Genomic DNA, 23607 nt, shown 5'->3' on the forward strand with positions numbered 1-23607 from the left:
GTGGCGGCGCCGCGTTTATTGCGCCACGTCGGCGACCGGCCGGGCGCCGTTCTCGCCGATCTGGTTGATCTGGATCGGCGCCTTGATGGTGCCGTCCTCGGCGAACGACACGGTCGCGCCCACGAATTCGAAGGTTGGCGTGGCCTTGCGCTGCGCCAGCAGGTTCTCGCCGGTGACCGGCTTGCCGGCTTTCTCGAGCGCGGCGGCCAGCACGGCGAAGGTGCGCACGGCGTTGTAGTAGTTCAGCACGTACATGTTGGGTGCCTTGCCGTGCTGCTTCTTGTAGTCCTCCAGCATGCGCTGCGTGATGTCGTCCTGCTTGTCCCAGTCGACCTTCTGGCTGGTGAAGAGCGCGCCGCGCGATTCGGGCAGGCCCAGGGTCGAGGGAATGGCGAAGGCCGAGTAGCTGACGATCTGCTGCGATACGCCGTTGTCGCGCAGCTGCTTGACGATCTGCCCCTGCTGGCTGCCGTACGAGGCGATATACACGGCGTCGGGCTTGACGTCGCGCACGCGCGCGGCGATGCCGGAGAACTGCTGGGCGGTGGCGGGCACCGAGAAGCTGCCCGCCAGCTCGCCGCCGGCCTTGCCGAGCGCGGCTTCCAGCTCCTTGACCACCGACTGGCCCAGCGGGTCGTCCACGTAGACCAGGGCGATGCGCTTGATGCCGCGCTCCTTGACCAGGTAGGGCACCATGGCGCGCACTTCGAAGTCCACCAGCGGGATGGTGTTCCAGAAATAATCGCCCAGCTCCGCCAGGTCGGGCCCGACGCCGCCGCCGTTGACCATCACCGTCTTGCTGCGCGTGCCGACCGGGGCGATGGCCTTCGACACGCCGGTGAAGGCGCTCAGCACGAACGGCACCTTGGCGACGTTGACCAGTTTGTTCATGCCGATGACGCCCTGCATGGGCAGGGCCTGGCTGTCTTCGTACACGATGGACAGCTTGCCCGACAGCATCTTGGACGCGTTGATGTGCTCGACCGCCAGGTTGGCGCCGGAAGAGAAGATCTGGCCGTATTCGGCATTGCTGCCGCTCATGGGCAACAGCCCGCCGATGGCCAGGTCGGCGGCGGCGGCCTGCGACGTCAGAATCAGGCCTTGGCACAGCGCCAGGCCGGCAAGCAGCTTCTTCATGAATGTCTCCACACGGGGCGTCATTATTGTGCGCCGCAACGCCGTGCCGGACGGGCGGGCGGCTTGGAAAATGCTAGCCATTCCCCCTGGCCGAACCTATTCGGATTTGCTTAACGCCGGGTTTTCCCGTGTGGATTGGCGTCCAGCGGCGGGTGCGCGGCGGAAGTTTTGTTGGTCAAATAAGCCCCGGCGGCCGGGACAATGGCCAAAGAAGGAAGGGAGGCGCATGCGGGTGGTTTTGAGTCTTGTGTTGGCAGCTATTGTCGTGGCTGCACTGCCGGTGCTGACGGCGTTGATCCTGTCGGTGTTGGCGCGCAACCTGCGACGTTGTTGCAGGTCCGCGGTCGCGTTCGCGTACTGCCAGCTTCGCCCCCTGTCCACGCGGCGCCTGTGGGCCACGGCGTTGCTGCAAATCTCCGCGCTGGTACTCTTCGCGTTGATCATTGTCGGTCCATCAGAGCCGCTGGTGCTGGCGGCGGCACTGCTGATCTATCCCTTGTTTGCCATCGCCATGGCGATCTCACTGCTGGCGCAGTTTCCGCTCGTCCGCGCGATGTGGCACGACGTGTTTTTCAAGATTTTCCTGGTCGGCCTGCAGTTGTTCTTTCTTTACTTCGCCAAGGGATCCGCCGATTACTGGATCGCGGACCTCTGGAAAATCAGCGCGGTGAACACGCCAGTGGCCCATGCAGCGGCGACGGGATTCTCGATGCTGCTGTGCAGCTCCATCCTGTTGCTGGCCGTCGTCCTTGTTTTCGATTTCCTGTTCCTGCTCAGTTATCTCCGTCTGTGCAAGGGACCGAAGCGGCCGAAAGGTCAGGTGTCGGATGCCGCGCGACCTGCCGTCGGGGGCGAACCAACGCAGCGCCCCACCCGTCAGCGCGCCTTCTACCGAAAAACCGGGCAGGCCCTGGGTACGTTGATGACGTTCATTGCCTGCCTGGTGGCTGTCAATGCCTCGCTCGTGATGGCCGGGCCGCGCGCGGCCAGTGCGTTGCTGTCCGCGATTGTCTTCGACTTCGACACCGTCGAGGCCGACCATTGCCAGCTCGACAAGCAGGACCGGGAACGCGCCACCGCGAAGCTTCCAGGCGTCAAAGTCCTGTTTCTGTCAACCACCCAGGAAAAGGCCCTGGTCGTGCATCGCGGCAAGGATCTGTACCAGCCGATCGTCTTACGGCAGATCAACGCCGAGCGCGGCGTCCAGCGGGACTTGCGCATCGGCCCGGCCGTCGCCTGCTATCGCATTGAGGCCGACGGCTAGCGGTCTGGCGGGCGTCAGCTTTGCAGCGCGGCGGCGATTTCCGCGTCACTCTTGCCCAGCACGTCGCGCAGGATCTCGCGGGTATGCTGGCCCAGCAGCGGCGGGGCGTTGCGGTACACCACCGGCGAGGCCGAGAAGCGCAGCGGGCTGGCGGTGACGGCGGCGCTGCCGCCCAGCGGGTGCGGCAGGTCGCGGCGTAATTGGCGCGCCTGCGCTTGCGGGTGGGCGAACGCCTGGGCAATGTTGTTGATCGGGCCGCAGGGGACGCCGGCCGCTTCCAGCCTGGCGATCCAGTCGTCGCGGCGGCCGCGCTTCATGATGTCGCCCAGCAGGGCGATCAGCGCGTCGCGGTTGGTGACGCGCAGGCGGTTGGTGGCGAAGCGCGGGTCGTCGCCCAGCTCCGGCGCGCCGATCGCCTTGCAATAGGCCCGGTACTGGGATTCGTTGCCGGTAGCCACGATCAGGTGGCCGTCGGCAGCCGCGAATACCTGGTAGGGCACCACGTTCTGGTGCGCATTGCCGGCGCGGGTGGGCGCCACGCCGGAGGCGAAGTAGTTGGAGTTCTGGTTGGCCAGCATGGCAACGTGGCAGTCCAGCAGGGCGATGTCCAGGTGCTGGCCCCGGCCGCTGCGATGGCGTTCCTGCAGGGCTGCCAGCACGGCCACGGTGGCGTACATGCCGGTGATGATGTCGGTGACGGCCACGCCGGCCTTCTGGGGGCCGCCGCCCGGCAGGTCGTCGCGTTCGCCGGTGATGCTCATCAGCCCGCCCAGGCCCTGGATCATGAAGTCGTAGCCGGGCAGGTGGGCGCAGGGGCCGTCCTGGCCGAAACCGGTGACCGAGCAGTAGATAAGCCGCGGGTTGAGCTGTTTCAGGCTGTCGTAGTCCAGGCCGTACTTGCGCAGCCCGCCGACCTTGAAGTTCTCCACCAGGATGTCGCTCTTGGCCGCCAGCTCGCGTATCAGCGCGGCGCCGGCGGGCGTGGCCATGTCGGCTTCCAGGGAACGCTTGTTGCGATTGGCGCTCAGGTAGTAGGCGGCTTCCGAAGTGTCCTGGCCGGCGCCGTCCTTCAAGTAGGGCGGGCCCCAGTGGCGGGTGTCGTCGCCGGTTCCCGGGCGCTCGACCTTGATGACGTCGGCGCCCAGGTCGGCCAGGTTCTGGGTGCACCAGGGGCCGGCCAGGATGCGGCTCAGGTCGAGCACGCGGATGCCGTCCAGCGGCGGGGGGCGGGATTCCATATGGATGACTGCTCTTTGCGCGCGGCCGCGCCTCAGGAAACGATGGTGGCGGCGCCGTGGCTCATGACCACTACGTCGCGCGCCGGCGCGCGCACGATGAACTGCAGCGCGCCGTCGGCGCCGCGCCACATGTCGAACTGCAGCGTTTCGCCCGGGTAGACCGGCGCCGAGAAGCGGGCGTCCAGGCTGGTCAGGCGCGCAGCGTCGTAGTCGCACCAGCTCCTGACAATGGCGTGCGCCGCCATGCCGTAGGTGCACAGGCCGTGCAGGATGGGCTGCGGGTAGCCGGCGCGGCGCGCGACTTCCGGGTCGGCGTGCAGCGGATTGCGGTCGGCGTTCAGGCGATACAGCAGCGCGGCGTTGGGCGCCACCGCCAGGCTGCACTGCCGGTCGGGCGCGCGCGTCGGCGCCGGCGCCAGCGGCTCCGGGCTGTCGTCGCTGCGCGCCAGGCCGCCGTCGCCGCGGCAGAAGGTGGTCTGCCGCAGCGTGGCCAGGCAGGCGCCGGATTCGTCGTGCAGCTTGCGTTCGGTGACCACCAGCGCGCCCTTGTCGGCGCCCTTGTCGATGACGTGCGTGATGCGGCTCTTGCCGATCACCGTGCCGCTGGCCGGCAGCGGCGCGTGCAGCGCCAGGCGCTGTTCGCCGTGCACCAGCCGCACCCAGTCGATGCCGGCGCGCGGGTCGTTCATCCAGAAGCCGGGGTGGGCCAGCACGGTGGCCAGGGTCGGGAAGGCCCGCAAGTCCTGCTCGTAGACGTAGCGCAGCTGGCCCGCGTCGAGCGGATCCTGCCCCAGGCCGATGCCGAGCGCGTACAGCATCGTGTCCTTGTCGTCGTAGCGGTGGCGGATGTCTTCGAAGCGCCAGTTCTTGATGGTGTCGTAGTCCATGGCCGCCTCAGATGGGATCCCAGTCGATGACGTCGGGCGAGCGCTCCAGCGCATAGAAATGCTTGCGCATGGCCGGCATGGCTATCTCGCCGATCAGCTCGGGCGTCCAGCCTTCGCTGTAGTGCACGCTGCGCAGCGGGCGCGGCTGGCTCATCAGCATGATCTCGTTGGCGCGCACGGCGAAGATCTGCGCCGTGATCTCGCTGGCCGCGTCGCTGGCCAGGTACACCGCCAGGGGGGCCACCTTGTTGGCCTCCATTTTCTTCAGTTTCTCGACGCGCGCCTTCTCGGCCTCGGTCTCGGCCGGGATGGAGCTGGTCATGCGGCTCCAGGCGAATGGCGCGATACAGTTCGAGCGCACATGGTAGCGCGCCATGTCGAGGGCGATGGATTTGGACAGGGCGACGATGCCGAGCTTGGCGGCGGCATAGTTGGCCTGGCCGAAATTGCCGATCAGGCCGGAGGTGGAGGTCATGTGGACCAGCGCGCCGGATTCCTGCTCGCGGAAGTAGGGAGCCGCGGCGCGGCTCATGTAGAACGAGCCGTTAAGGTGCACGTCCAGCACCTGGCGCCATTCTTCTTCGCTCATCTTGTGGAATACGCGGTCGCGCAGGTTGCCCGCGTTATTGATCACCGCGTCAATGCGCCCGTAGGCGTCGACGGCGGTCTTGATGATGCTGTGGGCGCCCTCGTAGCTGGCCACGCTGTCGGTATTGGCGCAGGCCTGGCCGCCGGCGGCGACGATTTCCCGGACCACCGACTCGGCCGGCCCGGCGCCGCCGCCTTCGCCCTGCAGCGAGACGCCGATGTCGTTGACCACCACCTTGGCGCCCGCCGCCGCCATCGCCAGCGCGATGCCGCGCCCGATGCCGCCGCCGGCGCCCGTTACAACCACCACCTTTCCTGCAACCATGCCGCTCATGAGGATTCTCCTTTGGGGGGGCCGCGCCAGCATGCCGCGCCCCGACTCTCTGCATGGTAGATTTCAGGGCAGGCCAGCGGAATTCAAAATTAAAGACACCCCCCTTTTGCGTGGCGGAACATGAGACACGACCTGACCGACCTGCGTTTGTTCGTGAACGTGGGTGAAACCCTTAATCTGACGCGCGCGGCCGAGCGCACCTTCCTGTCGCTGCCCGCGGCCAGCGCCCGCATCAAGAACATGGAAGAGGCCTTCAAGGCCCGCCTGCTGGTGCGCCAGGCCACCGGGGTGGCGCTGACCCCCGCCGGCGAGGTGCTGCTCAAGCACGCGCATGCGGTGTTCCGCCAGCTCGAATGCCTGAACGCCGACCTGCAGCCGTATTCCAGCGGCATCAAGGGGCGGCTGCGGCTGCTGGCCAATACCACCGCGACCAATTCGTTCCTGGCCGACGCCATGTCCACCTTCCTGGCCGAGAATCCGGACGTGGACATCGAGCTGGAAGAGAAGATCTCCGGCGACATCGTGCTGGCGATCCGCGCCGGCGCGGCCGACCTGGGCATCGTGGCGGGCAATATCGACGTGGACGGCCTGGACGTCATGCCGCTGTTCCGCGACGAGCTGGCCATCGTGACCGCGCTGGGACACCCGCTCGCGCAGCTCGAGTCGGTCCGTTTCGTCGATGTGATCGACGCCTACCAGTTCGTGGGCATCCACCCCAACAGCGCGATCCAGACCTTCCTGGAGGACATCGCCTCGGGACTGGGCAAGCGCCTGTGCCAGCGGGTGCACGTCGGCAGCTTCGAGGCGGTGTGCCGCATGGTCGAGGCCGGCGCCGGCATTGCCGTGGTGCCGCGCGCCTGCGCGGCGCGCTACAGCCGCCCGCAGGCGCTGCACGTGCTGCGCCTGCAGGATGCCTGGGCGCAGCGCGACCGCCTGCTGTGCCGCCAGCGCGGGCGCGACCTGCCGCGCTTCGTCGAGGATTTCATCGAGCATGTGCGGGTGGCGGCGCGGGCCGCTTGACCGCGGGCGGCCGGCGCCATCGCGCCGGCGCTGAACGGGGGGTTCGGCAAAAAAGAATCGGCAAGCGGGCATGGCCGCGCGAATAATAAGCGCACCGTGCGGGCCCTGGGGTCCGCGCGCGTTCACAAGAAAACCGGAGACACACCATGCACGATCCGCAACGCCGCCGCCTGATGGCGGCGCTGGGCGCCGCCTGGGCGGCCGCTTCCCTGCCTGTGCCGGCCCGCGCGGCCAAGTGGCCCGAGCGCCCCGTGAATTTCATCGTTCCCTTCCCGCCCGGCGGGCCGGTGGACACCACCGCGCGCTTCACTACCCAGCCGCTGGGCGAACTATGGAAGGTTCCCACGGTGGTCGACAACAAGGCCGGCGCGGGCGGCATCGTCGGCGCGCAGGCCGCGGTCAAGGCGCCGGCCGATGGCTACCACTATTTCTTCGCGTCCATCCATCATGCCGTGCTGCCCAGCCTGCGCGCCAACCTCAGCTACGACGTGATGACCGACTTCACGCCGGTCGGCATGGCGGCGGTGTTTCCCATCGTGCTGGTGGTGCACGAGTCTCTGCCGGTCAACAACGTGCAGGAGCTGATCGCCTACGCCAGGCAGCACCCCGGCAAACTGTCGTTCAGCTCGTCGGGCACCGGCGGCGGCACGCACCTGGCGGGAGAGCTGTTCAACAGCATGACGGGCACGCGCATCCAGCACGTGCCCTACCGCGGCAGCGCGCCGGCCATGCAGGACCTGCTGGGCGGCCAGGTGCAGATGATGTTCGCCGACGGCCCGTCGGCCATGCCGCATCTGTCGGGCGGCAAGATCCGTCCCCTGGGGGTGGGCAACCCCGAGCCGTCCGCCCTGTTCCCGGGCATTCCCACCATCGCCGCGTCCGGCGTGCCCGGCTATGAAGCCTATTCCTGGAGCGGCGTGCTGGCGCCGGCCGGCACGCCGGCGGACACCATCAAGCGCGTCAACGCCGACATGGCCCGCGTCCTGGCCGACCCCGCCACGGTCAAGGGCATGCTGGCCGCCGGCGCCGAACCCAGGCCCGGCACTCCCGAGCAGTTCGGCGCCTTCCTGCAGGCCGAACTCGACAAATGGAGCAAGGTGATCAAGCAGGCGGGCATCAAGGTGGAATGAGCCGCCGGCGGCGGGCGGCGCGAAGCTATTCCAGCAGCGCCCGCCGCGCGTCGTGGTACTCGCGCGCCAGTTGTTCCACCAGCGCCTGCGTCGACAGCAGTTCCTGCGCCGCTCCCACCCCCTGGCCGGCGCTCCAGACGTCTCTCCATGCCTTGGGCCGGGTCCGCTTGTCCAGGTTGACCGGGTTGGCGGCCAACTGGTCGAGCAGGGCGGGATCCAGGCCCGCGGCGACGATGCTGGGCGCCAGGTAATTGGCCGGCACGCCCGAGAAGAACGGCGTGTAGACCACGTCCTCGACGCCTGCGCGCAGCACCATCTCCCGGTAGCGGTCCGAGGCCAGCGACTCGTGCGTGGCGATGAAGCGCGTGCCCATGTATGCGAAATCGCAGCCGAGCGCCTGCGCCGCCAGCACATCCTTGCCGTGGCTGATGCAGCCCGACAGCGCCAGCGGGCCGTCGTAGAACGCGCGGATCTCGTTGACCAGCGCGATGGGGTTGATGGCGCCCGCGTGGCCGCCCGCGCCGGCCGCCACCAGGATCAGGCCATCGACCCCGGCATCGAGCGCGCGCCGCGCATGCCGCACCGTGGTCACGTCGTGGAATACCAGGCCGCCGTGAGGCCGCATCGCTTCCACCACCGCGTCGGGCGCGTGCAGCGAGGTCACCACCAGCGGCACCCGGTGCGCCACGCAGATATCCAGGTCGCCGCGCCAGCGTTCGTTGGTGGGGTGCACGATCAGGTTGACGCCATAGGGCGCCACCACGCTGCCGGGATGGGCCTGGCGGTGCGCCGCCAGGCCGTCCTCGATGCGCGCCAGCCAGTCGCCCAGCGCTTGCTGCGGCCGCGCGTTGAGCGACGGGAAGGTGCCGATGATGCCCGCGGCGCACTGCGCGACCACCAGGTCGGGCCCCGACACCAGGAACATGGGGGCGCCGATCACCGGCAGGCGAGTGGTGGCGCGCAGGAACTGCAGAACGGACATCGGCGGGCTCCGGTCAGTTGGTCTGGATGTTGGCCGACTCGATGACGTCGGCCCACATGGCGTATTCGCGCTCGATGCGCGCCTGCACGGCCTTGCCGTCGCCTTCGTCGACGGTATAGCCGCCCTCGACCATGGCCTTGCGGAACGCCGGGTCCTGCGAGACCTCGCGCAGCGCCCGCGCCAGCCGCGACTTGATGTCGTCGGGCAGCCGCGGCGGCGCCATCAGCGCGTACCAGCCGACCACTTCATAGTCTTTCAGGCCGGCCTCGATCATGGTGGGCACGTCGGGCAGCTCGGGATTGCGCTCGCGCGAGGTCACCGCCAGGGCGCGCGCCTTGCCGCTCTTGATGAACGGAATGGCGGTGCTGGTGATGTCGAACATGAACGTGATCTTGCCGCTCACCACGTCCATCATGGCCGGCGAGTTGCCGCGATAGGGCACGTGCAGCATGGGGGCGCCGGCCTGCTGCTTGAGCAGTTCGGCCGACAGGTGGTTGGACGCGCCCACGCCGGCCGACCCGAAGCTGACGGCATCCGGGTGGGCCTTGGCGTAGGCGATCAGTTCGCCCACGTTCTTGGCCGGGATCTGCGGGCCGATCAGCAGCACGTTGGTGTAGTCGACCACCATGCCGATGGGCGTGAAATCCTTGCGCGGATCGAACAGCTTGCTCTTCTGCACCAGCGGCGAGATCGTCAGCGAGGGACTGGCGGCGAAACCCAGCAGATAGCCGTCCGGCGTCGCCTTGGCGGTCGCGTCGGAGGCGATCATGCCGCTGGCGCCGGCGCGGTTTTCCACCACCACGGGCTGGCCCAGCTTGTCGCCCAGATACTTGGCGAAGACCCGGGCGGTGGTGTCCACCGGCCCGCCGGGGGCATAGCCCACCAGCAGGCGCAGCGGCCGGTCGGGGTAATTGGCGGCCTGGGCGGCGGTGGCGGCGCACAGCGCCGCGGCCACGGCGCACAGCAGCGTACGGATGTTCATGAGCTTGTCTCCTTGTGTTTTTGTATAAGGCGAGCCCTGGCGCAGCCGTCTCAGGCCAGCCTGTCCCGCAGCGGCTGCTTGAGAATCTTGCCGCTGACTGTGGTGGGAATGGCGTCTATCGGGATGATGCGCGCCGGCCGCTTGTACGGCGCCAGCTCGGCGCGCAAGTGCGTCATCAGGGCGTCGCAGTCCACGGCCGTGCCGGGCCGGGCTTCGACGAAAGCCACCACTTCCTCGTTCTGGTCCGCTTCGACGCGGCCCACCACCGCCGACAGCCGCACGCCCGGGAAGGCGTTGATGACGGCCTCGACCTCGGCGGGATACACGTTGAAGCCGGAGCGGATGATCAGGTCCTTGGAGCGTCCGGCGATGAACAGCGCGCCGCGCTCGTCCACATAGCCGATGTCGCCCGTGTTGAGCCAGCCGCCCGGCAGCAGCGCCTGCGCGGTCTGGGCCGGGTCGCGGTAATAGCCCAGCATGACGCCGGGGCCGCGCACCAGGATGTCGCCGCGCCGGCCGGCGACCGGCGGGCCGGCGTCCGGCGCGCCGATGCGCAGCTCCACGCCCTCGACCGCGTAGCCGGCCGAGCAATCGTCGCGCGGCGCGTCGATATCGGTGATGAACAGCGAGCCGGCGTATTCCGTGATGCCGTAGCCGTGGTGCATGGGCAGGCCGAAGCAGCGCTCGGTGGCCCGCTTGAGCGTCGGGTCGAGCGCCGCGCCGCCGGTATACACGTAACGCAGGCGTGGCGCGCGCGGCCGCTCGGGCGCCGCGGCCAGCAGGCGGGTGAACATGGTGGGCACGCCCTGCAGGATGCTGATGCCCGGCGATTCCAGCGCCCGCAGCACGTCCTGCGCGTCGTAGCGGCTGCGCACCACCAGGCTGGCGCCGGCGTGGATGGTGGCCATCAGCACCGTGGCGATGCCGAAGATGTGCGACAAGGGCAGGGCGGCATAGCCGATGTCGTCCGCCGCCAGGCGGCGCGAGGCGGCCGAGATGCGCGCGAAATGCAGCAGTCCCCGGTGCGGCACCATCACGCCCTTGGGCGCGCCGGTCGTGCCGGAGGTGTAGATCAGCGTGGCAACCTGGCCGGCCAGCTCGCCGCGCTCGGGCGCGGGCCGGCCCTCGGCCGGCGCCCAGTGGTTGCCGGGCCCCCACGCGGCGGCGTCGGCGGGGCGCGCGCCGGCGGCCTGCGCATGGGCCGCGGCGGCGGGCGAGACGCGGCTGGTGTACAGCGTCAGCGCCGGCTCGGCGTGGCGCCGGATGACCTCCACCTCGCGCGCGCTCAGGCGCGCGTTCAGGCCCACCGGCCAGGCGCCCAGCAGGCTGCAGGCGAACAGCGCCTGCACCATCTCGGCGCAGTTCTCGCCGACCACCGCCACCCGGTCGCCGGGCCGCACGGCTTGCGCGGCCAGCCAGTCGCGGGCCCGCTCGACGCGCCGCCACATGGCGCCGTAGCTCAGCGTGCCGCCGTCCTCTTCGTACAGGAACACCGCGTCCGGCTGGCGCGCGGCGCGGTCCTGCAGCAAGTGGTGAATGCGCGCGGGCAGGGCGGCAGCGGTCACAGCGCCTCCGCCGTGCCCAGGATGGCGGTGGACTGGCTCGACAGCGTGCCGCCGTTGCCGTGCACCAGCGCCAGGCGCGCATTGGCCACCTGGCGGTCGCCGCAATCGCCGCGCAATTGCCGCACCGCCTCGATCATGATGAAGACGCCGTACATGCCCGGATGCACGCAGCACAGGCCGCCGCCGTTGGTATTGACCGGCAGCCGCCCGCCCGGGGCGATGGCGCCGTCCTCGATGAACGCGCCGCCTTCGCCCTTGGCGCAGAAACCCAGGTCTTCCAGGAACAGGATGGTGTTGATGGTGAACGCGTCGTAGAGCTCCAGCACGTCGATGTCGGCCGGCCGCACGCCCGCCATGGCGAAGGCGCGGCGGCCGGATTCCTGCGCGGCGGTGACGGTCAGGTCGGCCATCGACGAGATCTGGCGGTTCCACACAGCGGTGGCGTTGCCCAGCACGTAGACAGGCTTGCGCGGCAGGTCGCGCGCGCGCTCGCTGCGCACCAGCACGTAGGCGCCGGCGCCGTCGGTGACCAGGCAGCAATCGCGCACGGTGAGCGGGTCCGACACCATGCGCGAGGACAGGATGTCGTCCAGCGTCGCGGGGTCGCGCAACTGGGCCTCGGGATTGCGCTGGGCCCACTGGTTGGCGGCCAGCGCCACATGGGCCAGCTGCTCGCGCGTGGTCCCGTACTGGTGCATGTGGCGCGCCGCCGCCAGGGCGTACGAACTGAGCGGGCTGAGCGGCTCGTAGGGCGTCTCGTACGGCTGCGGGTCGAAGCTCTTGCGGACTCGGCCGATCTCGGCGCGGCTGAGCGCCGAGGTGCGCTGGGTGCTGCCGTAGCACACCAGCACCGCGTTGCACTGGCCGGACTGCAGCGCGTGCAGCGCCGGCAGCAGGTGCGCCACGAAGCTGGAGCCGCCCAGCATGGTGCTGTCGATGAAGCTGGGGCGGATGCCCAGGTGCTCGATCACCGGCATGGCCCACATCGGCGCGGCCACGCTGGCGGTGCAGATGCCGTCGATGTCGCGCATGGTCAGGCCGGCGTCGGCCACGGCCCGCTGGGCCGCCTGCACCAGGATTTCCATTTCGGTGTAGCCGTCGGCGCGGCCCAGGCCGGCATGGCCGACGCCGGCCACCGCCACGGCGCCGCGCAGGGAGTGCAGGTCGCTCATGCCGCCTCCCGCGCCACGAATACCACCAGCCCCGCGTCGCCCTGCCGGCGCACCTCGGCGCGCACCGGCATGCCGATGCGCACCGCGTCGGGCGCCATGCCTTCGACGCGGCTCATCATGCGCACGCCTTCTTCCAGGTCGATGAGCGCCACGTTGTAGTCGCCACCGGCATCCGCCTTGCGCCGCACCACCGTGGTGGAATAGACCGTGCCGCGGCCGCTGGGCGCTTCCCAGGCCAGCTCGGGCGCGCCGCAGTGCGGGCAGATCATGCGGGGGTAGAACACCGCGCGCGCGCAGGCGGCGCAGCGCTGGATGAGGAATTCACCTTGCGCCAGCGCGGTGCGGTAGCGCTGGTCGGCGCCGCCGGGCGACGCGTCATCTGGGCTGGAAGGGTTCATGATGGCTCGAAACTGGAGTATTGCGGTGGGTGCAGTGTCCGGCGAGCGGGCCGGATTTGCCTATTCTTGTTTGCCGAAGCAGGGGTTTTGCGCGGCAGTACGCTGCCGGCCCGGCGGACGCGCTTCGGTTGGGCAAAAGCCCGGCTTCCGCGAAGCCAGATTGCGCCGGCGCGCCGATCATGGCTAGATACGCCGCAAGGAGACTGCACATGGACCTGAGCTGGACACCCGAGGAACGGCGCTTCCGGGAAGAAGTGCGCGCCTTCGCGCAGGAGCGCCTGCCGGAGGACATTCGCGCCAAGGTGCTGCGGCACCAGCGCCTGCATCGCGACGACTACGTGCGCTGGCACCGCATCCTGGACGACCGGGGCTGGGGCGCCCCGACCTGGCCGCGGGAATTCGGCGGCACCGGCTGGAACGCCATCGAGCGGCTGATTTTCGAGGTGGAGTGCTTCAAGGCCGGCGCGCCGCGGCTGCTGCCGTTCGGCCTGAGCATGATCGGGCCGGTGCTCATGAAGTACGGCAGTCCCGCACAGCAGCAGCGCTTCCTGCCGCGCATCGTGCGGGTCGACGACTGGTGGTGCCAGGGGTATTCCGAGCCCGGTTCCGGGTCCGACCTGGCCTCGCTCAAGACGCGCGCCGAGCTCGACGGCGACCATTACGTGGTCAACGGGCAGAAAACCTGGACCACGCTGGCGCAGTATGCCGACTGGATGTTCTGCCTGGTGCGCACCGACCCCGACGCCAAGGCGCAGCGCGGCATCACCATGCTGCTGGTGGACATGAAGTCGCCCGGCGTCAGCGTCCGTCCCATCAAGACGCTGGACGGCGGGCACGATGTCAACGAGACCTGGCTCGAGAACGTGCGCGTGCCGCTCGCCAACCGGGTCGGCGAGGCCGGCCAGGGCTGGACCTACGCCAAGTACCTGCTCGGCCACGAGCGCACCGGCATCGCCGGGCTGGGGCACTGCCACCGCGAGCTGGGCATCCTGAAGGACTTGGCGGCGCGCACGCTGCGCGGCGGCCGCCCCATCCTCGAGGACAGCCGCATGCGCGACCGCATCTCGCGCGTCGAGGTCGACATCATGGCGCTGGAAATGCTGCTGCTGCGGGTGGCGGCCGCGCGCGGCGACGCGCCCGGGCCGGAGGCGTCGGTGCTGAAGATCCGCGGCTCCGAGATCCAGCAGGATCTCGCCATGCTGCAGATGGAAATCGCCGGCCCCGACGCCTGGCCGTACGACCCCGACTGGATGGAGGCAGACGCGCCGTTCCACGGCCCCGGCCCGGAGCTGGCCGCGGCGGCCGGCGCCGGCTATGCCGACATGCGCAAGACCACCATCTACGGCGGCACCACCGAGGTGCAGAAGGGCATCATCGCTCGCATGATGCTGGGCCTCTAACGGGACACGACCATGGATTTCGCGTATACCGAAGAACAGCGCATGCTGGCCGACAGCCTGCGGCGCCTGGTGCAGGACGAATGGACTTTCGCGCAGCGGCGCGCGCGCGCCGCCGAGGCCGCGCTCGACCGGCGCGCCTGGACACAACTGGCCGAACTGGGCGTGCTGGGCCTGAACGTGGCGGCCGCGTACGGCGGCTTCGGCGAGCCGCCCGCCAGCCTGCTGCCGGTGCACCTGGAGCTGGGGCGCGGGCTGGTGTCCGAGCCGGTCATCCCCAGCGCGGTGATGGGCGCCACGCTCATTGCCGCCTGCGCCGACGCGGCCGTGCAGCAGCAATGGCTGCCGGCGCTGGCCGCGGGCGAGGCGGTGGTGGCGCTGGCCTACCAGGAGCCGGGCCGGCGTTACGACACCGAGCCCGAGCAATGCCGGCTGCAGGCGGATGCCGCGGGCGCGCTGCGGCTGTCGGGCGCCAAGCACCTGGTATGGCACGGCGCCGCGGCGCAGGCCTGGATCGTCTCGGCGCGCGACGCCGCCGGCGAGCCGCAACTGCTGCTGGTCCCCGCCGACGCGCCCGGCGTGACGCTGCTGGATACCCCCACGCTCGACCGCGCGCGCTGCGCCCGCATCGATTTCGACCGCACGCCCTTGCCGGCCGCTGCCGTCATCGCCAGCGGCGCGGCGGCCCGCGCGGGCCTGGCCGCCGCGCTCGAGTGGGGCACCGCGGCGTTGTGCGCGCACGCGGCCGGCGCCATGGAGCGGCTGCTGGAGATCACCATCGAGTATCTCAAGACGCGGCGCCAGTTCGGCCAGCCGCTGGCCGCCTTCCAGGTGCTGCAGCATCGCATGGCCGACATGCTGGTGGCCAAGGAGATGGGCCTGTCCATGGCCTACGTGGCGGCCGCGGCGCTCAGCGAGCCGGACCGCGCGCAGCGGCGCCGCATGCTGGCCAGCGCCAAGCTCGAGGCCGCGCGCGCGGGCCGCTTCGTGGCCCAGAGCGCGGTGCAGCTGCACGGCGGCATGGGCATGACCGACGAACTCGAGGTCGGCGACTACTTCAAGCGCCTGACCATGATCGACCAGCTGCTGGGCGACAGCGCCGAGCAGCTGGCCGTGCTCGAGGAGCTGGCATGACGGCGGATTACCAGCAGATCCGCTTCACCCTCGAGGACGGCGTGGGCCTCATCACCCTGAACCGTCCCGAGCGCCTCAACAGCTTCACACAGGTCATGCACGCCGAGCTGGCGCGCGCGCTCGACCAGCTGGAAGCCTGCGCACAGCTGCGCGGCGTGGTGATCACCGGCGCGGGACGGGGTTTCTGCGCCGGCCAGGACCTGGGCGAGCGCAAGCCGCTGCCGGCCGGCCAGCGGCGCGACCTGAGCGAAGGCCTGCGCAACCATTACCGGCCCCTGATCCTGCGCCTGCGCGCGCTGCCGGTGCCGGTGGTGTGCGTGGTCAACGGCGTGGCCGCGGGCGCGGGCGCCAGCCTGGCGCTCGCCTGCGACGTGGTGTTCGCGGTGGAATCGGCGCGTTTCATCCAGGCGTTCGGCAAGATCGGCCTGCTGCCCGACGCGGGCGGCACCTGGTTCCTGCCGCGCCTGGTGGGCTCGGCGCGCGCCATGGGCGCCGCCCTGTTCGGCGAGGCCGTGCCGGCCCGCCAGGCCGAGGCATGGGGCCTGATCTGGCGCTGCATCCCCGACGCCGCGCTCGACGACACTCTGGCGCAGGTCGCGCGCACCCTGGCCAACGGCCCCACGCGCGCCTACGGGGCCGCCAAGCGGGCCCTGCAGGCTTCCAGCGGGCATACCCTGGAGCAGCAGTTCGACCTGGAATGCGAGCTGCAGCGCGAACTCGGCTATACCGACGACTACCTGGAAGGCATGCGCGCCTTCGCCGAGAAGCGCCCGCCGGCATTCCAGGGCCGCTAGGGCCCGTTGCCGCCAAAAGGAGCGCCGCGCGGGCGGCGCGCCGGCCCGGGGGCGGGCGGATTCCGGTCTCTTGAACCCGGCCTTGAAGAAAAACGAATTCCCAAGACGGGTTCGCCTCAGGCATGCTTGCGGCTGCACTGTAACTGCCAAGGACAAGAACCATGACGTCTTCCAACCCCGCCGCCTGGGTGGGCCGCGGTGAATCCGTGGCCGATGGCCTGGACGCCAGCCATGCCGCGCGCATCGCGGTGACGCTGGGCGAGCCGGCCCCGGGCGCCGGCGCGGCGCTGCCGCCGCTGTGGCACTGGGCCTATTTCATCAATCCGGTCGAGATGAACGGCCTGGGCACCGACGGCCATCCGGCGCGCGGCGGCTTCCTGCCGCCGGCCGACGACCGCAACCGCATGTGGGCCGGCGGACGCGTGACCTTCCATGCGCCGCTGCGCGTGGGCGTGCCGGCCGAGCGCCGTTCCGTCGTCGCCGACGTGCGCGAGAAGACCGGCCGCACCGGGGCGCTGCTGTTCGTGACGGTGCACCATGAATACCATCAGGACGGGGCGCTGGCCATCGAGGAAGAGCAGGACATCGTCTACCGCCAGCCGGCGCCGCCCAAGCTGGTCGGCACCGACGCGCCGCCCGCGGCGCAATGGCGCGAGCCGGTCGACCCGTCGCCGGTGCTGCTGTTCCGCTATTCCGCCGTCACGTTCAACGGCCATCGGATCCACTACGACCATCCCTATGTCACCGGCACCGAGGGCTACCCCGGGCTGGTGGTGCACGGCCCCATGATCGCCACGCTGATGGTGGCCGCGTTCCGCCACGCCCATCCGTCGGCCACGCTGCAGCACCTGTCGTACCGCGGCCTGCGGCCGCTGATCGCGCCCACCCCGTTCGCGGTGGCGGGCCGGGTGGCCGAGCCGGGCCTGGCCGAATTGTGGGCCGAACAGGACGGCACGCTGGCGCACCAGGCGCAGCTGAGGTTCTCGGCATGAGCGGCGCCACGCCCGTCCGCCCGCTCGACGGCATCACCGTCATCAGTCTCGAGCACGCCATCGCCGCGCCGTTCTGCACCCGCCAGCTGGCGGACATGGGCGCGCGCGTCATCAAGATCGAACGGCCCGGCGCGGGCGATTTCGCGCGCGGCTACGACGAGCGCGTGCGCGGGCTGTCGTCGCACTTCGTCTGGACCAACCGTTCCAAGGAAAGCCTGACGCTGGACCTGAAGCACCCGGAGGCGGCCGAGGTCATGCAGCGCCTGCTCGCGTCGGCCGACGTGCTGGTGCAGAATCTGGCGCCCGGCGCGGCCGAGCGGCTGGGCCTGTCGTTCGAGACGCTGCATGCCGCCCATCCGCGCCTGATCGTCTGCGACATCTCCGGCTACGGCGAGGGCGGCCCGTATGAGCGCAAGAAGGCCTACGACCTGCTCATCCAGAGCGAAAGCGGCTTCGTCTCGGTGACCGGCACGGCGCAGGACCCGGCCAAGGCGGGTTGTTCCATTTCCGATATCGCCGCCGGCATGTACGCATACTCGGGCATCCTGAACGCGTTGCTGCTGCGCCAGCGCACCGGTCTGGGCAGCCGGCTCGACGTCAGCATGCTGGAGAGCATGGTCGAATGGATGGGGTACCCGCTGTACTACGCCTTCGAGGGCGCGCCGCCGCCGGCGCGCGCGGGCGCCGCGCACGCCACCATCTATCCGTATGGCCCGTTCCCGGTGGGCGACGGCGCCACCATCATGCTGGGCCTGCAGAACGAGCGCGAGTGGCGCGTGTTCTGCGAGCGTGTGCTGGCGCAACCCGAACTGGCCGACGACGAGCGCTTCGCCTCCAATTCGCGCCGCGCGGCCAACCGCGAGGCGCTGCGCGCCCTGATCGTCCAGGCGTTCGCGGCGCTGACCATCGAACAGGTCACCGAGCGCCTCGAGGCCGCCCAGATCGCCAACGCGCGCGTCAACGAAATGAAGGACGTGTGGGCCCATCCCCAATTGCAGGCGCGCCAGCGCTGGCGCGAAGTCGGCAGCCCGGCCGGGCCGCTGCCCGCGCTGCTGCCGCCCGCCTCCAGCAGCGCGTTCGCGCCGCGCATGGACGCCGTGCCGGCAGTGGGCGAAAACACCGACGCGGTGCTAGCATCATTGGGGTACGCGCCCGCAGATGTGGCGCGCCTGCGCACTGCAAAGGTGGTGTAATGCCCTCCGTCGTCCGTACTGCCCTGTTCGTGCCGGCCAGCCGGCCCGAACGTATCCCCAAGGCGCTGGCCACCGGCGCCGACGTCGTCATCGTCGACCTGGAAGACGCGGTCGAGCACCTGGCCAAGGACAGCGCCCGCGAGGCGCTGTGCGACTTCCTGGGGACGCATCCCGAGGCGCGCCTGTGGGTGCGCATCAACGACGGCTCGACCGCCTGGCACGACGACGACCTGGCGGCCTGTCGCAACCATCCCGGCGTGGCGGCGATCATGCTGCCCAAGGCCGAGTCGCTGGCCCAGGTGCGGCACGCGGCCCAGACCGGCATCGACATCGTGCCCATCCTGGAAACCGCCGCCGGCGTGCTCAACGCCGCGGAAATCGCCGCCACCCCCGGGGTGCAGCGGCTGGCGTTCGGCAGCCTGGACTACGGGCTCGACCTGGGCCTGACGCCGGATTCGGAAGGCGCCGGGGTGGTGCTGGACCACGCCCGCATACAGGTGCTGCTGCGCAGCCGCGCGGCCGGGCTGGCCCCGGCGCTGGACGGCGTGTTCCCGGGCGTGCAGGACACTGCCGGCATGCGCGCGGCCGCCTGCCGCGCCCGCGACATGGGCTTCGGCGGCATGTTGTGCATTCACCCTACCCAGGTCGGCATCATCCACCAGGCCTTCGCGCCGCCGGCCGCCGACCTGGAATGGGCGCGCCGCGTGGTCGCGGTGCACCGCGACAGCGGCGCCGGCACGTTCATGCTGGACGGCAAGATGGTCGACGCGCCGGTCATCGCGCGGGCGCGCCAGTTGCTGGAACGCGCCGGCGAGCGATCCTAGGCTACCGGTTCCAGGTGTCCGACTCCTTCGGAGTCAGACACCTGGTCTTCAATCGGCCAGTCGTTCGATGGGCTGGTCTGCCAGTTGCGCCAGCAGCGTGCGCAGCGGGCCCTGCGCCAACACCAGGCCGGGCGCCAGGTCGCGCAGCGGCGCCAGCACGAAGGCGCGCTGGTGCATGCGCGGATGCGGCAGGACCAGGCGCGGGGTGTCGAGCACCGCGTCGCCATGCAGCAGCAGGTCCAGGTCGAGCGTGCGCGGGGCGTTGCGGTAGGGGCGCTGGCGGCCGTGGCGCTGCTCCAGCGCCTGCAGCACATCCAGCAATTCCAGCGGTCCCAGGGTGGTGTCGAGGGCGGCTACCGCGTTGATGAAATCGGGGCCGGCGGCGTCTACTGGCGCGCTGCGGTAGAAGGGGGACGCCAGGCAGTGCGCGATGCCCGGCGTGATGGCCAGTTCGTCGATGACGCCGCGCAGCGTGGCGAGGCTGTCGCCCAGGTTGGCGCCCAGGCCGACGTAGGCGCGCACCGGCGGGTGCGTCATGCGGGATCGCGCGGCGCGGCGGGGCGGCGCGGGCGGCGGCGGCGCTTGCGCGGCGCGCCGGCTTCGGCCGGGTCGCGCGGCAGGCGCGCCAGTTCTTCGATCATGTCGGCGCGGGTGGCGTCGTCGCCGTTGGCCAGGTCCATCCACCATTGCGCCAGCACGCTGTCGAACTCGCCGGCGGCCGCGCGCAGCTGCAGGAAGTCGCAGGCGGCGCGGAAGCGCGGCTGTTCGATCATGCGGTAGATGGTCTTGCCCATGCGGCGCTCGAAGCGCGGCTGCATGAACCAGATTTCGCGCATGTCGGACGAGAAGCGGCGCTGGATGGCGAGCTTCTCGGTCTGTTCGTCGAGCACCGAGTCGGCCGCCCGCACCAGCGCGGGAATGGTGTGCTCGCCTTCGGCGCGCAGCTGCTTCCAGCGCGATTCGACCTGTTGCCACAGCAGCGCGGCGAACAGGAAGCTGGGGCTGATGGTCTTGCCGGCGCGCACGCGCGAGTCGGTGCGTTCCAGCGCCAGTTCCACGAAATGTTCGCCGCCGGGCTGCTCGAGCACGACATCGAGCAATGGCAGCAGCCCATGGTGCAGGCCGTCGGCGCGCAGCTGGCGCAGGCAGTCCATCGCATGGCCGCAGGTCAGCAGCTTGAGCATTTCGTCGAACAGGCGCGAGGCCGGCACGTTCTCGATGAGCGAGGCCATGGTGCCGATCGGCTTGCGCGTGGCGGGGTCGATGGTGCCGTTGAGCTTGGCGGCGAAGCGCACCGCGCGCAGCATGCGCACCGGGTCTTCGCGGTAGCGCTGGACCGGGTCGCCGATGATGCGCACCTGGCGCTTCTTCAGGTCCTGCACGCCGTTGTGATAGTCGATCACTTCCTCGGTGTGCGGGTCGTAGTACAGCGCGTTCATGGTGAAGTCGCGCCGCGCGGCGTCTTCGGCCTGCGAGCCGAACACGTTGTCGCGCAGGATGCGGCCGTGCTCGTCGGTTTCCGCGTCCTGCGAGGCGGGCGCGCGGAAGGTGGACGTCTCGATGATCTCCTGGCCGAACACCACGTGCACCAGCTGGAAGCGCCGGCCGATGATACGGGCGCGGCGGAACAGCGGGCGGATCTGCTCGGGCGTGGCGTTGGTGGCCACGTCGAAGTCCTTGGGCTCCAGGCCGACGATCAGGTCGCGCACGGCCCCGCCCACGATGTAGGCTTCATAGCCGTGCTGGCGCAGCACTTCGCAGACCTTGATGGCATGGCGCGAGACGTTGCGGCGGTCGATGCCGTGCTTGTCGCGCGCAATGCGCTGCGGCCCCCGGGAAGCCGGCATGAACAGCCGGCCGACGAATTTTTTTATGGTGTCGGTGATCATTTAAGACTTGGCATCTTCCATGTGCTCGAACAGGTCGAGCACCTGCCAGCCGCGCGCCAGCGCGATTTCGCGCAGCGAGGGGCTGGGATTGGCGGCGACGGGCCGGGTCACGGCCTCGAGCAGCGGCACGTCGTTGATCGAATCGCTGTAGAAGAACGATTCGGAGAAATCCGCGAGCGTCAGGCCCATGTCCCCCAGCCACTGATTCACGCGCACCACCTTGCCTTCCTTGAAGCTGGGCGTGCCGTGGATGCGGCCGGTGTAGCGGCCGTCGCGGTACTCGGGGATGGTGGCGATCAGGTGCGGCAGGCCGAAGGCGCGCGCGATGGGCGCCGTGACGAAGCTGTTGGTGGCGGTGACCAGCGCGCACAGGTCGCCGGCCGTCAGGTGCTGGTCGACCAGCCGCACGGCCTGCGGCGTGATGTCGGGCCGCACGACCTGCGCCATGAATTCTTCGTGCCAGGCGGCCAGCTCGAACGGCGTGTGCGCCGCCAGCAGCCCCAGCATGAATTCGGCGGCCTGCTCAGCGGTGAGCTGGCCCTGGTTGTAGCGCACCATCAGGTCGTCGTTGCGGCGGCGCGCCTCGGCGGGGTCGCCGGCGCGGCCGGTGCGCGCCAGGAAATCGGCCCATTGGTAGTCGCTGTCGAGCGGCAGGAGGGTGTGGTCCAGGTCGAACAGCGCGAGTCGTCGGGAGGTCATGTTGTTTGTGATTCCGGGTCTGCCAGCATGGCGCGCAACAGCGGTATGGTAATGGGCCGGCCGGTGGCCAGCGAATAGCGGTCGAGCGCGTCGAGCAGGGCGGCGAGCTTGCGGATGTCGCGTTCGCGATGCGTCAGCATCCACTGGATGACTTCGGGCGCCAGCTGCAGGCCGCGCTCGGCGGCTTGCGCCGCCAGCGCGGCGAGCTTGTCGGCATCGGACAGCGGCTCGAGCCGGAAGACCAGGTCCCAGCCCAGGCGGGTGCGCAGGTCTTCGCGCAACGGCATGGACAGGGGCGCGCGATCGCCGGCGACCGCCAAGGCGAATGCGCGGCTGGTGGCCGCGCATTCGCGCCACCGATTGTACAGGGCGAACAGGCCCGCCTGGCGGGCGTCGTCCATGCGGTGCACGTCGTCCACCGCGACCACGCGCGGCATGGGCTCGGCGCTGTTGGCGTCGGCCAGCCGGCGCAGCGCGCCGGCGTCCTGGCGGGCATCGATGTAGACCGCCCCGTCGCCCGCCGCCAGGCCGCGCAGCAAGTGGCTGCGGCCGCAGCCGGCCGCGCCCCACAGGTACAGGGCCCGTCCGGCCGCCAGCGCGCGCGCGGCCGCCAGCGCCTCGCCGTTGGCGCCGGCGATGTAGTTCTGCAGCGTCGGGGCGGGCGCCGGGAGAACGTCGAGCAGTAGCTGTCGATTCATGAATAACGATCTAGGGCCTGTTCACACTCAAAGGAGCCGCGCGCCGGCCGGATATCGGACGGCGGCTGGGCGCGGGCCGCGGCGTGGCGGCCATGCCAGGCCTGCACAGCCACGCCCGCCGCCGGCGCGAAAAGCCTCCCGCGCGAGCCAGGGCGCCCGGCATCGTAAAATTGCAGGCGCTGCACCCCTGAAACCCGCAATTGTTACATACCCCACGGTTTTTCTCATGACTACTCAACCTTCCGCCCCCCTGACGTACCGCGACGCCGGCGTCGACATCGACGCGGGCGACGCCCTGGTCGACCGCATCAAGCCCCTTGCTGCGCGCACCATGCGTCCCGGCGTGCTGGCCGGCATCGGCGGGTTCGGCGCCTTGTTCGAGGTGCCGGGGAAATACCGCGAGCCCGTGCTGGTGTCCGGCACCGACGGCGTCGGCACCAAGCTGCGCCTGGCGTTCGAATGGAATCGCCATGACACCGTGGGCATCGACCTGGTCGCCATGAGCGTCAACGACATTCTCGTGCAGGGCGCCGAACCGCTGTTCTTCCTGGACTACTTCGCCTGCGGCAAGCTGGCGGTGGACACGGCGGCGGCGGTGGTGGGCGGCATCGCGCGCGGCTGCGAACTGGCCGGCTGCGCCCTGATCGGCGGCGAGACCGCCGAGATGCCGGGCATGTGCCCCGACGGCGAATACGACCTGGCCGGCTTCGCGGTCGGCGCGGTCGAGAAATCGGCGATCCTGGACGGCAAGTCGATCCGGCCGGGCGATGTGGTGCTGGGGCTGGCTTCCAGCGGCGCCCATTCCAATGGCTATTCGCTGGTGCGCAAGATCCTCGAGCGCGCCGGCGCGCGCCCCGACCAGGACTTCCACGGCCAGCCGCTGGCCGACGTGGTCATGGCGCCGACCCGCATCTACGTCACGCAGGTGCTGGCCGCGCTGGCGGCCCACCAGGGCGGCATCAAGGGCCTGGCGCACATCACCGGCGGCGGCCTGCTCGACAACGTGCCGCGCATCCTGCAGCCCGGCCTGGCGGCGCAATTGCACCGCGACGCCTGGGAAATGCCGCGCCTGTTCCAGTGGCTGCAGCAGCAGGGCGGCGTGGCCGACACCGAAATGCACCGCGTCTTCAACTGCGGCATCGGCATGGTGATCGTCGCCGACGCCGCCCAGGCCGACGCCATCGCCGCCACCCTGACCGCGCAGGGCGAGACTGTCAGCCGCCTGGGCGAGATCGTCGCGCAAAAAGACGGCATGGCGCAGACCGTCGTCGTCTGACGGCACGCGGGCGG

23 protein-coding genes are annotated in these 23607 nt (G+C 70.2%); 10 read left to right on the forward strand and 13 right to left on the reverse strand.

The features are described from left to right. Positions 1-15: 15 nt before the first annotated feature. On the reverse strand, positions 16-1137 hold the full coding sequence (locus CAL24_RS04030) for an ABC transporter substrate-binding protein (protein WP_094805784.1): 1122 nt from the start codon (positions 1135-1137) through the stop codon (positions 16-18). Between CAL24_RS04030 and CAL24_RS04035 the strand changes: the two genes are divergently transcribed. Then, a complete protein-coding gene (locus CAL24_RS04035) occupies positions 1136-2401 on the forward strand; it encodes a hypothetical protein (protein WP_141218046.1) in 1266 nt (421 codons plus the stop codon). The two genes, CAL24_RS04030 and CAL24_RS04035, sit on opposite strands and share 2 nt — an antisense overlap. 14 nt (positions 2402-2415) lie before the next feature. Here the strand turns inward: CAL24_RS04035 and CAL24_RS04040 are convergent, their stop codons facing one another. From CAL24_RS04040 to CAL24_RS04050, 3 genes are read right to left on the reverse strand one after another with little or no spacing between them, the layout of a single operon-like run. Continuing rightward, complete coding sequence (locus CAL24_RS04040; RefSeq protein ID WP_094805786.1) at positions 2416-3639, reverse strand: CaiB/BaiF CoA transferase family protein; 1224 nt, start codon at positions 3637-3639, stop codon at positions 2416-2418. 32 nt (positions 3640-3671) lie between these two features. Further along, a complete protein-coding gene (locus tag CAL24_RS04045) occupies positions 3672-4526 on the reverse strand; it encodes a MaoC/PaaZ C-terminal domain-containing protein (RefSeq protein WP_094805787.1) in 855 nt (284 codons plus the stop codon). A 7-nt stretch (positions 4527-4533) separates the two neighbouring features. Beyond that, positions 4534-5448 (reverse strand): SDR family NAD(P)-dependent oxidoreductase, encoded by a 915-nt coding sequence (locus tag CAL24_RS04050; RefSeq protein ID WP_094805788.1) that lies wholly within the window; start codon positions 5446-5448, stop codon positions 4534-4536. A 120-nt stretch (positions 5449-5568) separates the two neighbouring features. On the opposite strand from CAL24_RS04050, the gene CAL24_RS04055 reads away from it, so the two are divergent. Both CAL24_RS04055 and CAL24_RS04060 read left to right on the forward strand, forming a co-directional pair. Continuing rightward, positions 5569-6468, forward strand: coding sequence for a LysR substrate-binding domain-containing protein (locus tag CAL24_RS04055; RefSeq protein ID WP_028356703.1), 900 nt, complete (start codon positions 5569-5571; stop codon positions 6466-6468). A gap of 146 nt (positions 6469-6614) precedes the next feature. Continuing rightward, a complete protein-coding gene (locus CAL24_RS04060) occupies positions 6615-7598 on the forward strand; it encodes a Bug family tripartite tricarboxylate transporter substrate binding protein (protein WP_028356702.1) in 984 nt (327 codons plus the stop codon). Positions 7599-7623: 25 nt separating this feature from the next. Here CAL24_RS04060 and CAL24_RS04065 read toward each other — a convergent pair whose 3' ends face one another. The 5 genes from CAL24_RS04065 to CAL24_RS04085 are packed head-to-tail and all read right to left on the reverse strand — an operon-like array spanning position 7624 to position 12697. After that, a complete protein-coding gene (locus CAL24_RS04065) occupies positions 7624-8580 on the reverse strand; it encodes an NAD(P)H-dependent flavin oxidoreductase (RefSeq protein WP_028356701.1) in 957 nt (318 codons plus the stop codon). Between the two features lie 13 nt (positions 8581-8593). Then, positions 8594-9562, reverse strand: coding sequence for a Bug family tripartite tricarboxylate transporter substrate binding protein (locus CAL24_RS04070; protein WP_094805789.1), 969 nt, complete (start codon positions 9560-9562; stop codon positions 8594-8596). A 50-nt stretch (positions 9563-9612) separates the two neighbouring features. After that, positions 9613-11127 (reverse strand): class I adenylate-forming enzyme family protein, encoded by a 1515-nt coding sequence (locus tag CAL24_RS04075; RefSeq protein WP_094805790.1) that lies wholly within the window; start codon positions 11125-11127, stop codon positions 9613-9615. Further along, positions 11124-12299 (reverse strand): thiolase, encoded by a 1176-nt coding sequence (locus tag CAL24_RS04080; protein WP_094805791.1) that lies wholly within the window; start codon positions 12297-12299, stop codon positions 11124-11126. The genes CAL24_RS04075 and CAL24_RS04080 overlap by 4 nt, the downstream gene beginning before the upstream one ends. Then, positions 12296-12697 (reverse strand): Zn-ribbon domain-containing OB-fold protein, encoded by a 402-nt coding sequence (locus CAL24_RS04085; protein ID WP_028356697.1) that lies wholly within the window; start codon positions 12695-12697, stop codon positions 12296-12298. The genes CAL24_RS04080 and CAL24_RS04085 overlap by 4 nt, the downstream gene beginning before the upstream one ends. A gap of 209 nt (positions 12698-12906) precedes the next feature. Between CAL24_RS04085 and CAL24_RS04090 the strand changes: the two genes are divergently transcribed. From CAL24_RS04090 to CAL24_RS04115, 6 genes are all read left to right on the forward strand, one after another. Then, entirely contained in the window at positions 12907-14097 is a 1191-nt protein-coding gene (locus CAL24_RS04090; RefSeq protein WP_094805792.1) for an acyl-CoA dehydrogenase family protein, read from the forward strand. A gap of 12 nt (positions 14098-14109) precedes the next feature. Further along, positions 14110-15228 carry an acyl-CoA dehydrogenase family protein gene (locus CAL24_RS04095; RefSeq protein ID WP_028356695.1) on the forward strand — a complete coding sequence of 373 codons (1119 nt, stop codon included), beginning with the start codon at positions 14110-14112 and terminating at the stop codon, positions 15226-15228. Next, positions 15225-16022 (forward strand): 2-(1,2-epoxy-1,2-dihydrophenyl)acetyl-CoA isomerase PaaG, encoded by a 798-nt coding sequence (gene paaG, locus CAL24_RS04100; RefSeq protein ID WP_094805793.1) that lies wholly within the window; start codon positions 15225-15227, stop codon positions 16020-16022. The genes CAL24_RS04095 and paaG overlap by 4 nt, the downstream gene beginning before the upstream one ends. 161 nt (positions 16023-16183) lie before the next feature. Beyond that, the gene (locus CAL24_RS04105) at positions 16184-17014 is read left to right on the forward strand and encodes an FAS1-like dehydratase domain-containing protein (RefSeq protein WP_094805794.1); all 831 of its coding nucleotides are present in this window, start codon (positions 16184-16186) and stop codon (positions 17012-17014) included. Next, on the forward strand, positions 17011-18207 hold the full coding sequence (locus tag CAL24_RS04110; protein ID WP_094805795.1) for a CaiB/BaiF CoA transferase family protein: 1197 nt from the start codon (positions 17011-17013) through the stop codon (positions 18205-18207). The genes CAL24_RS04105 and CAL24_RS04110 overlap by 4 nt, the downstream gene beginning before the upstream one ends. After that, on the forward strand, positions 18207-19031 hold the full coding sequence (locus tag CAL24_RS04115; protein WP_028356691.1) for an HpcH/HpaI aldolase/citrate lyase family protein: 825 nt from the start codon (positions 18207-18209) through the stop codon (positions 19029-19031). The genes CAL24_RS04110 and CAL24_RS04115 overlap by 1 nt, the downstream gene beginning before the upstream one ends. A gap of 48 nt (positions 19032-19079) precedes the next feature. Here the strand turns inward: CAL24_RS04115 and CAL24_RS04120 are convergent, their stop codons facing one another. Genes CAL24_RS04120 through hda form a run of 4 tightly spaced genes read right to left on the reverse strand, consistent with a single transcriptional unit; the run spans position 19080 to position 22317 of the window. Continuing rightward, positions 19080-19568 (reverse strand): 2-amino-4-hydroxy-6-hydroxymethyldihydropteridine diphosphokinase, encoded by a 489-nt coding sequence (locus CAL24_RS04120; RefSeq protein ID WP_028356690.1) that lies wholly within the window; start codon positions 19566-19568, stop codon positions 19080-19082. Then, positions 19565-20920: a polynucleotide adenylyltransferase PcnB gene (gene pcnB, locus CAL24_RS04125; protein WP_028356689.1), complete on the reverse strand. Its 1356-nt coding sequence runs from the start codon at positions 20918-20920 to the stop codon at positions 19565-19567. Before pcnB ends, CAL24_RS04120 begins: the two co-directional genes overlap by 4 nt. Next, entirely contained in the window at positions 20921-21619 is a 699-nt protein-coding gene (locus tag CAL24_RS04130) for an HAD family hydrolase (RefSeq protein ID WP_028356688.1), read from the reverse strand. Further along, on the reverse strand, positions 21616-22317 hold the full coding sequence (gene hda / locus CAL24_RS04135) for a DnaA regulatory inactivator Hda (protein ID WP_028356687.1): 702 nt from the start codon (positions 22315-22317) through the stop codon (positions 21616-21618). The genes CAL24_RS04130 and hda overlap by 4 nt, the downstream gene beginning before the upstream one ends. A 226-nt stretch (positions 22318-22543) precedes the next feature. Here hda and purM point away from each other — a divergent pair, with 226 nt between their 5' ends. Then, positions 22544-23593, forward strand: a complete 1050-nt coding sequence (gene purM / locus CAL24_RS04140) for a phosphoribosylformylglycinamidine cyclo-ligase (RefSeq protein ID WP_094805796.1) — start codon at positions 22544-22546, stop codon at positions 23591-23593. The last annotated feature ends 14 nt before the right edge of the window (positions 23594-23607 follow it).

Source organism: Bordetella genomosp. 2, assembly GCF_002261345.1.
Taxonomy (GTDB): domain Bacteria; phylum Pseudomonadota; class Gammaproteobacteria; order Burkholderiales; family Burkholderiaceae_B; genus Bordetella_A.

Excerpts from the sequence above, each read along its gene's own strand:
- CAL24_RS04035 (WP_141218046.1), top strand. The coding sequence starts at position 1,136 with ATGAATGTCTCCACACGGGGCGTCATTATTGTGCGCCGCAACGCCGTG.
- CAL24_RS04030 (WP_094805784.1), bottom strand. The coding sequence starts at position 1,137 with ATGAAGAAGCTGCTTGCCGGCCTGGCGCTGTGCCAAGGCCTGATTCTG.
- CAL24_RS04040 (WP_094805786.1), bottom strand. The coding sequence starts at position 3,639 with ATGGAATCCCGCCCCCCGCCGCTGGACGGCATCCGCGTGCTCGACCTG.
- CAL24_RS04045 (WP_094805787.1), bottom strand. The coding sequence starts at position 4,526 with ATGGACTACGACACCATCAAGAACTGGCGCTTCGAAGACATCCGCCAC.
- CAL24_RS04050 (WP_094805788.1), bottom strand. The coding sequence starts at position 5,448 with ATGAGCGGCATGGTTGCAGGAAAGGTGGTGGTTGTAACGGGCGCCGGC.
- CAL24_RS04055 (WP_028356703.1), top strand. The coding sequence starts at position 5,569 with ATGAGACACGACCTGACCGACCTGCGTTTGTTCGTGAACGTGGGTGAA.
- CAL24_RS04060 (WP_028356702.1), top strand. The coding sequence starts at position 6,615 with ATGCACGATCCGCAACGCCGCCGCCTGATGGCGGCGCTGGGCGCCGCC.
- CAL24_RS04065 (WP_028356701.1), bottom strand. The coding sequence starts at position 8,580 with ATGTCCGTTCTGCAGTTCCTGCGCGCCACCACTCGCCTGCCGGTGATC.
- CAL24_RS04070 (WP_094805789.1), bottom strand. The coding sequence starts at position 9,562 with ATGAACATCCGTACGCTGCTGTGCGCCGTGGCCGCGGCGCTGTGCGCC.
- CAL24_RS04080 (WP_094805791.1), bottom strand. The coding sequence starts at position 12,299 with ATGAGCGACCTGCACTCCCTGCGCGGCGCCGTGGCGGTGGCCGGCGTC.
- CAL24_RS04085 (WP_028356697.1), bottom strand. The coding sequence starts at position 12,697 with ATGAACCCTTCCAGCCCAGATGACGCGTCGCCCGGCGGCGCCGACCAG.
- CAL24_RS04090 (WP_094805792.1), top strand. The coding sequence starts at position 12,907 with ATGGACCTGAGCTGGACACCCGAGGAACGGCGCTTCCGGGAAGAAGTG.
- CAL24_RS04095 (WP_028356695.1), top strand. The coding sequence starts at position 14,110 with ATGGATTTCGCGTATACCGAAGAACAGCGCATGCTGGCCGACAGCCTG.
- paaG (WP_094805793.1), top strand. The coding sequence starts at position 15,225 with ATGACGGCGGATTACCAGCAGATCCGCTTCACCCTCGAGGACGGCGTG.
- CAL24_RS04105 (WP_094805794.1), top strand. The coding sequence starts at position 16,184 with ATGACGTCTTCCAACCCCGCCGCCTGGGTGGGCCGCGGTGAATCCGTG.
- CAL24_RS04110 (WP_094805795.1), top strand. The coding sequence starts at position 17,011 with ATGAGCGGCGCCACGCCCGTCCGCCCGCTCGACGGCATCACCGTCATC.
- CAL24_RS04115 (WP_028356691.1), top strand. The coding sequence starts at position 18,207 with ATGCCCTCCGTCGTCCGTACTGCCCTGTTCGTGCCGGCCAGCCGGCCC.
- CAL24_RS04120 (WP_028356690.1), bottom strand. The coding sequence starts at position 19,568 with ATGACGCACCCGCCGGTGCGCGCCTACGTCGGCCTGGGCGCCAACCTG.
- pcnB (WP_028356689.1), bottom strand. The coding sequence starts at position 20,920 with ATGATCACCGACACCATAAAAAAATTCGTCGGCCGGCTGTTCATGCCG.
- CAL24_RS04130 (WP_028356688.1), bottom strand. The coding sequence starts at position 21,619 with ATGACCTCCCGACGACTCGCGCTGTTCGACCTGGACCACACCCTCCTG.
- hda (WP_028356687.1), bottom strand. The coding sequence starts at position 22,317 with ATGAATCGACAGCTACTGCTCGACGTTCTCCCGGCGCCCGCCCCGACG.
- purM (WP_094805796.1), top strand. The coding sequence starts at position 22,544 with ATGACTACTCAACCTTCCGCCCCCCTGACGTACCGCGACGCCGGCGTC.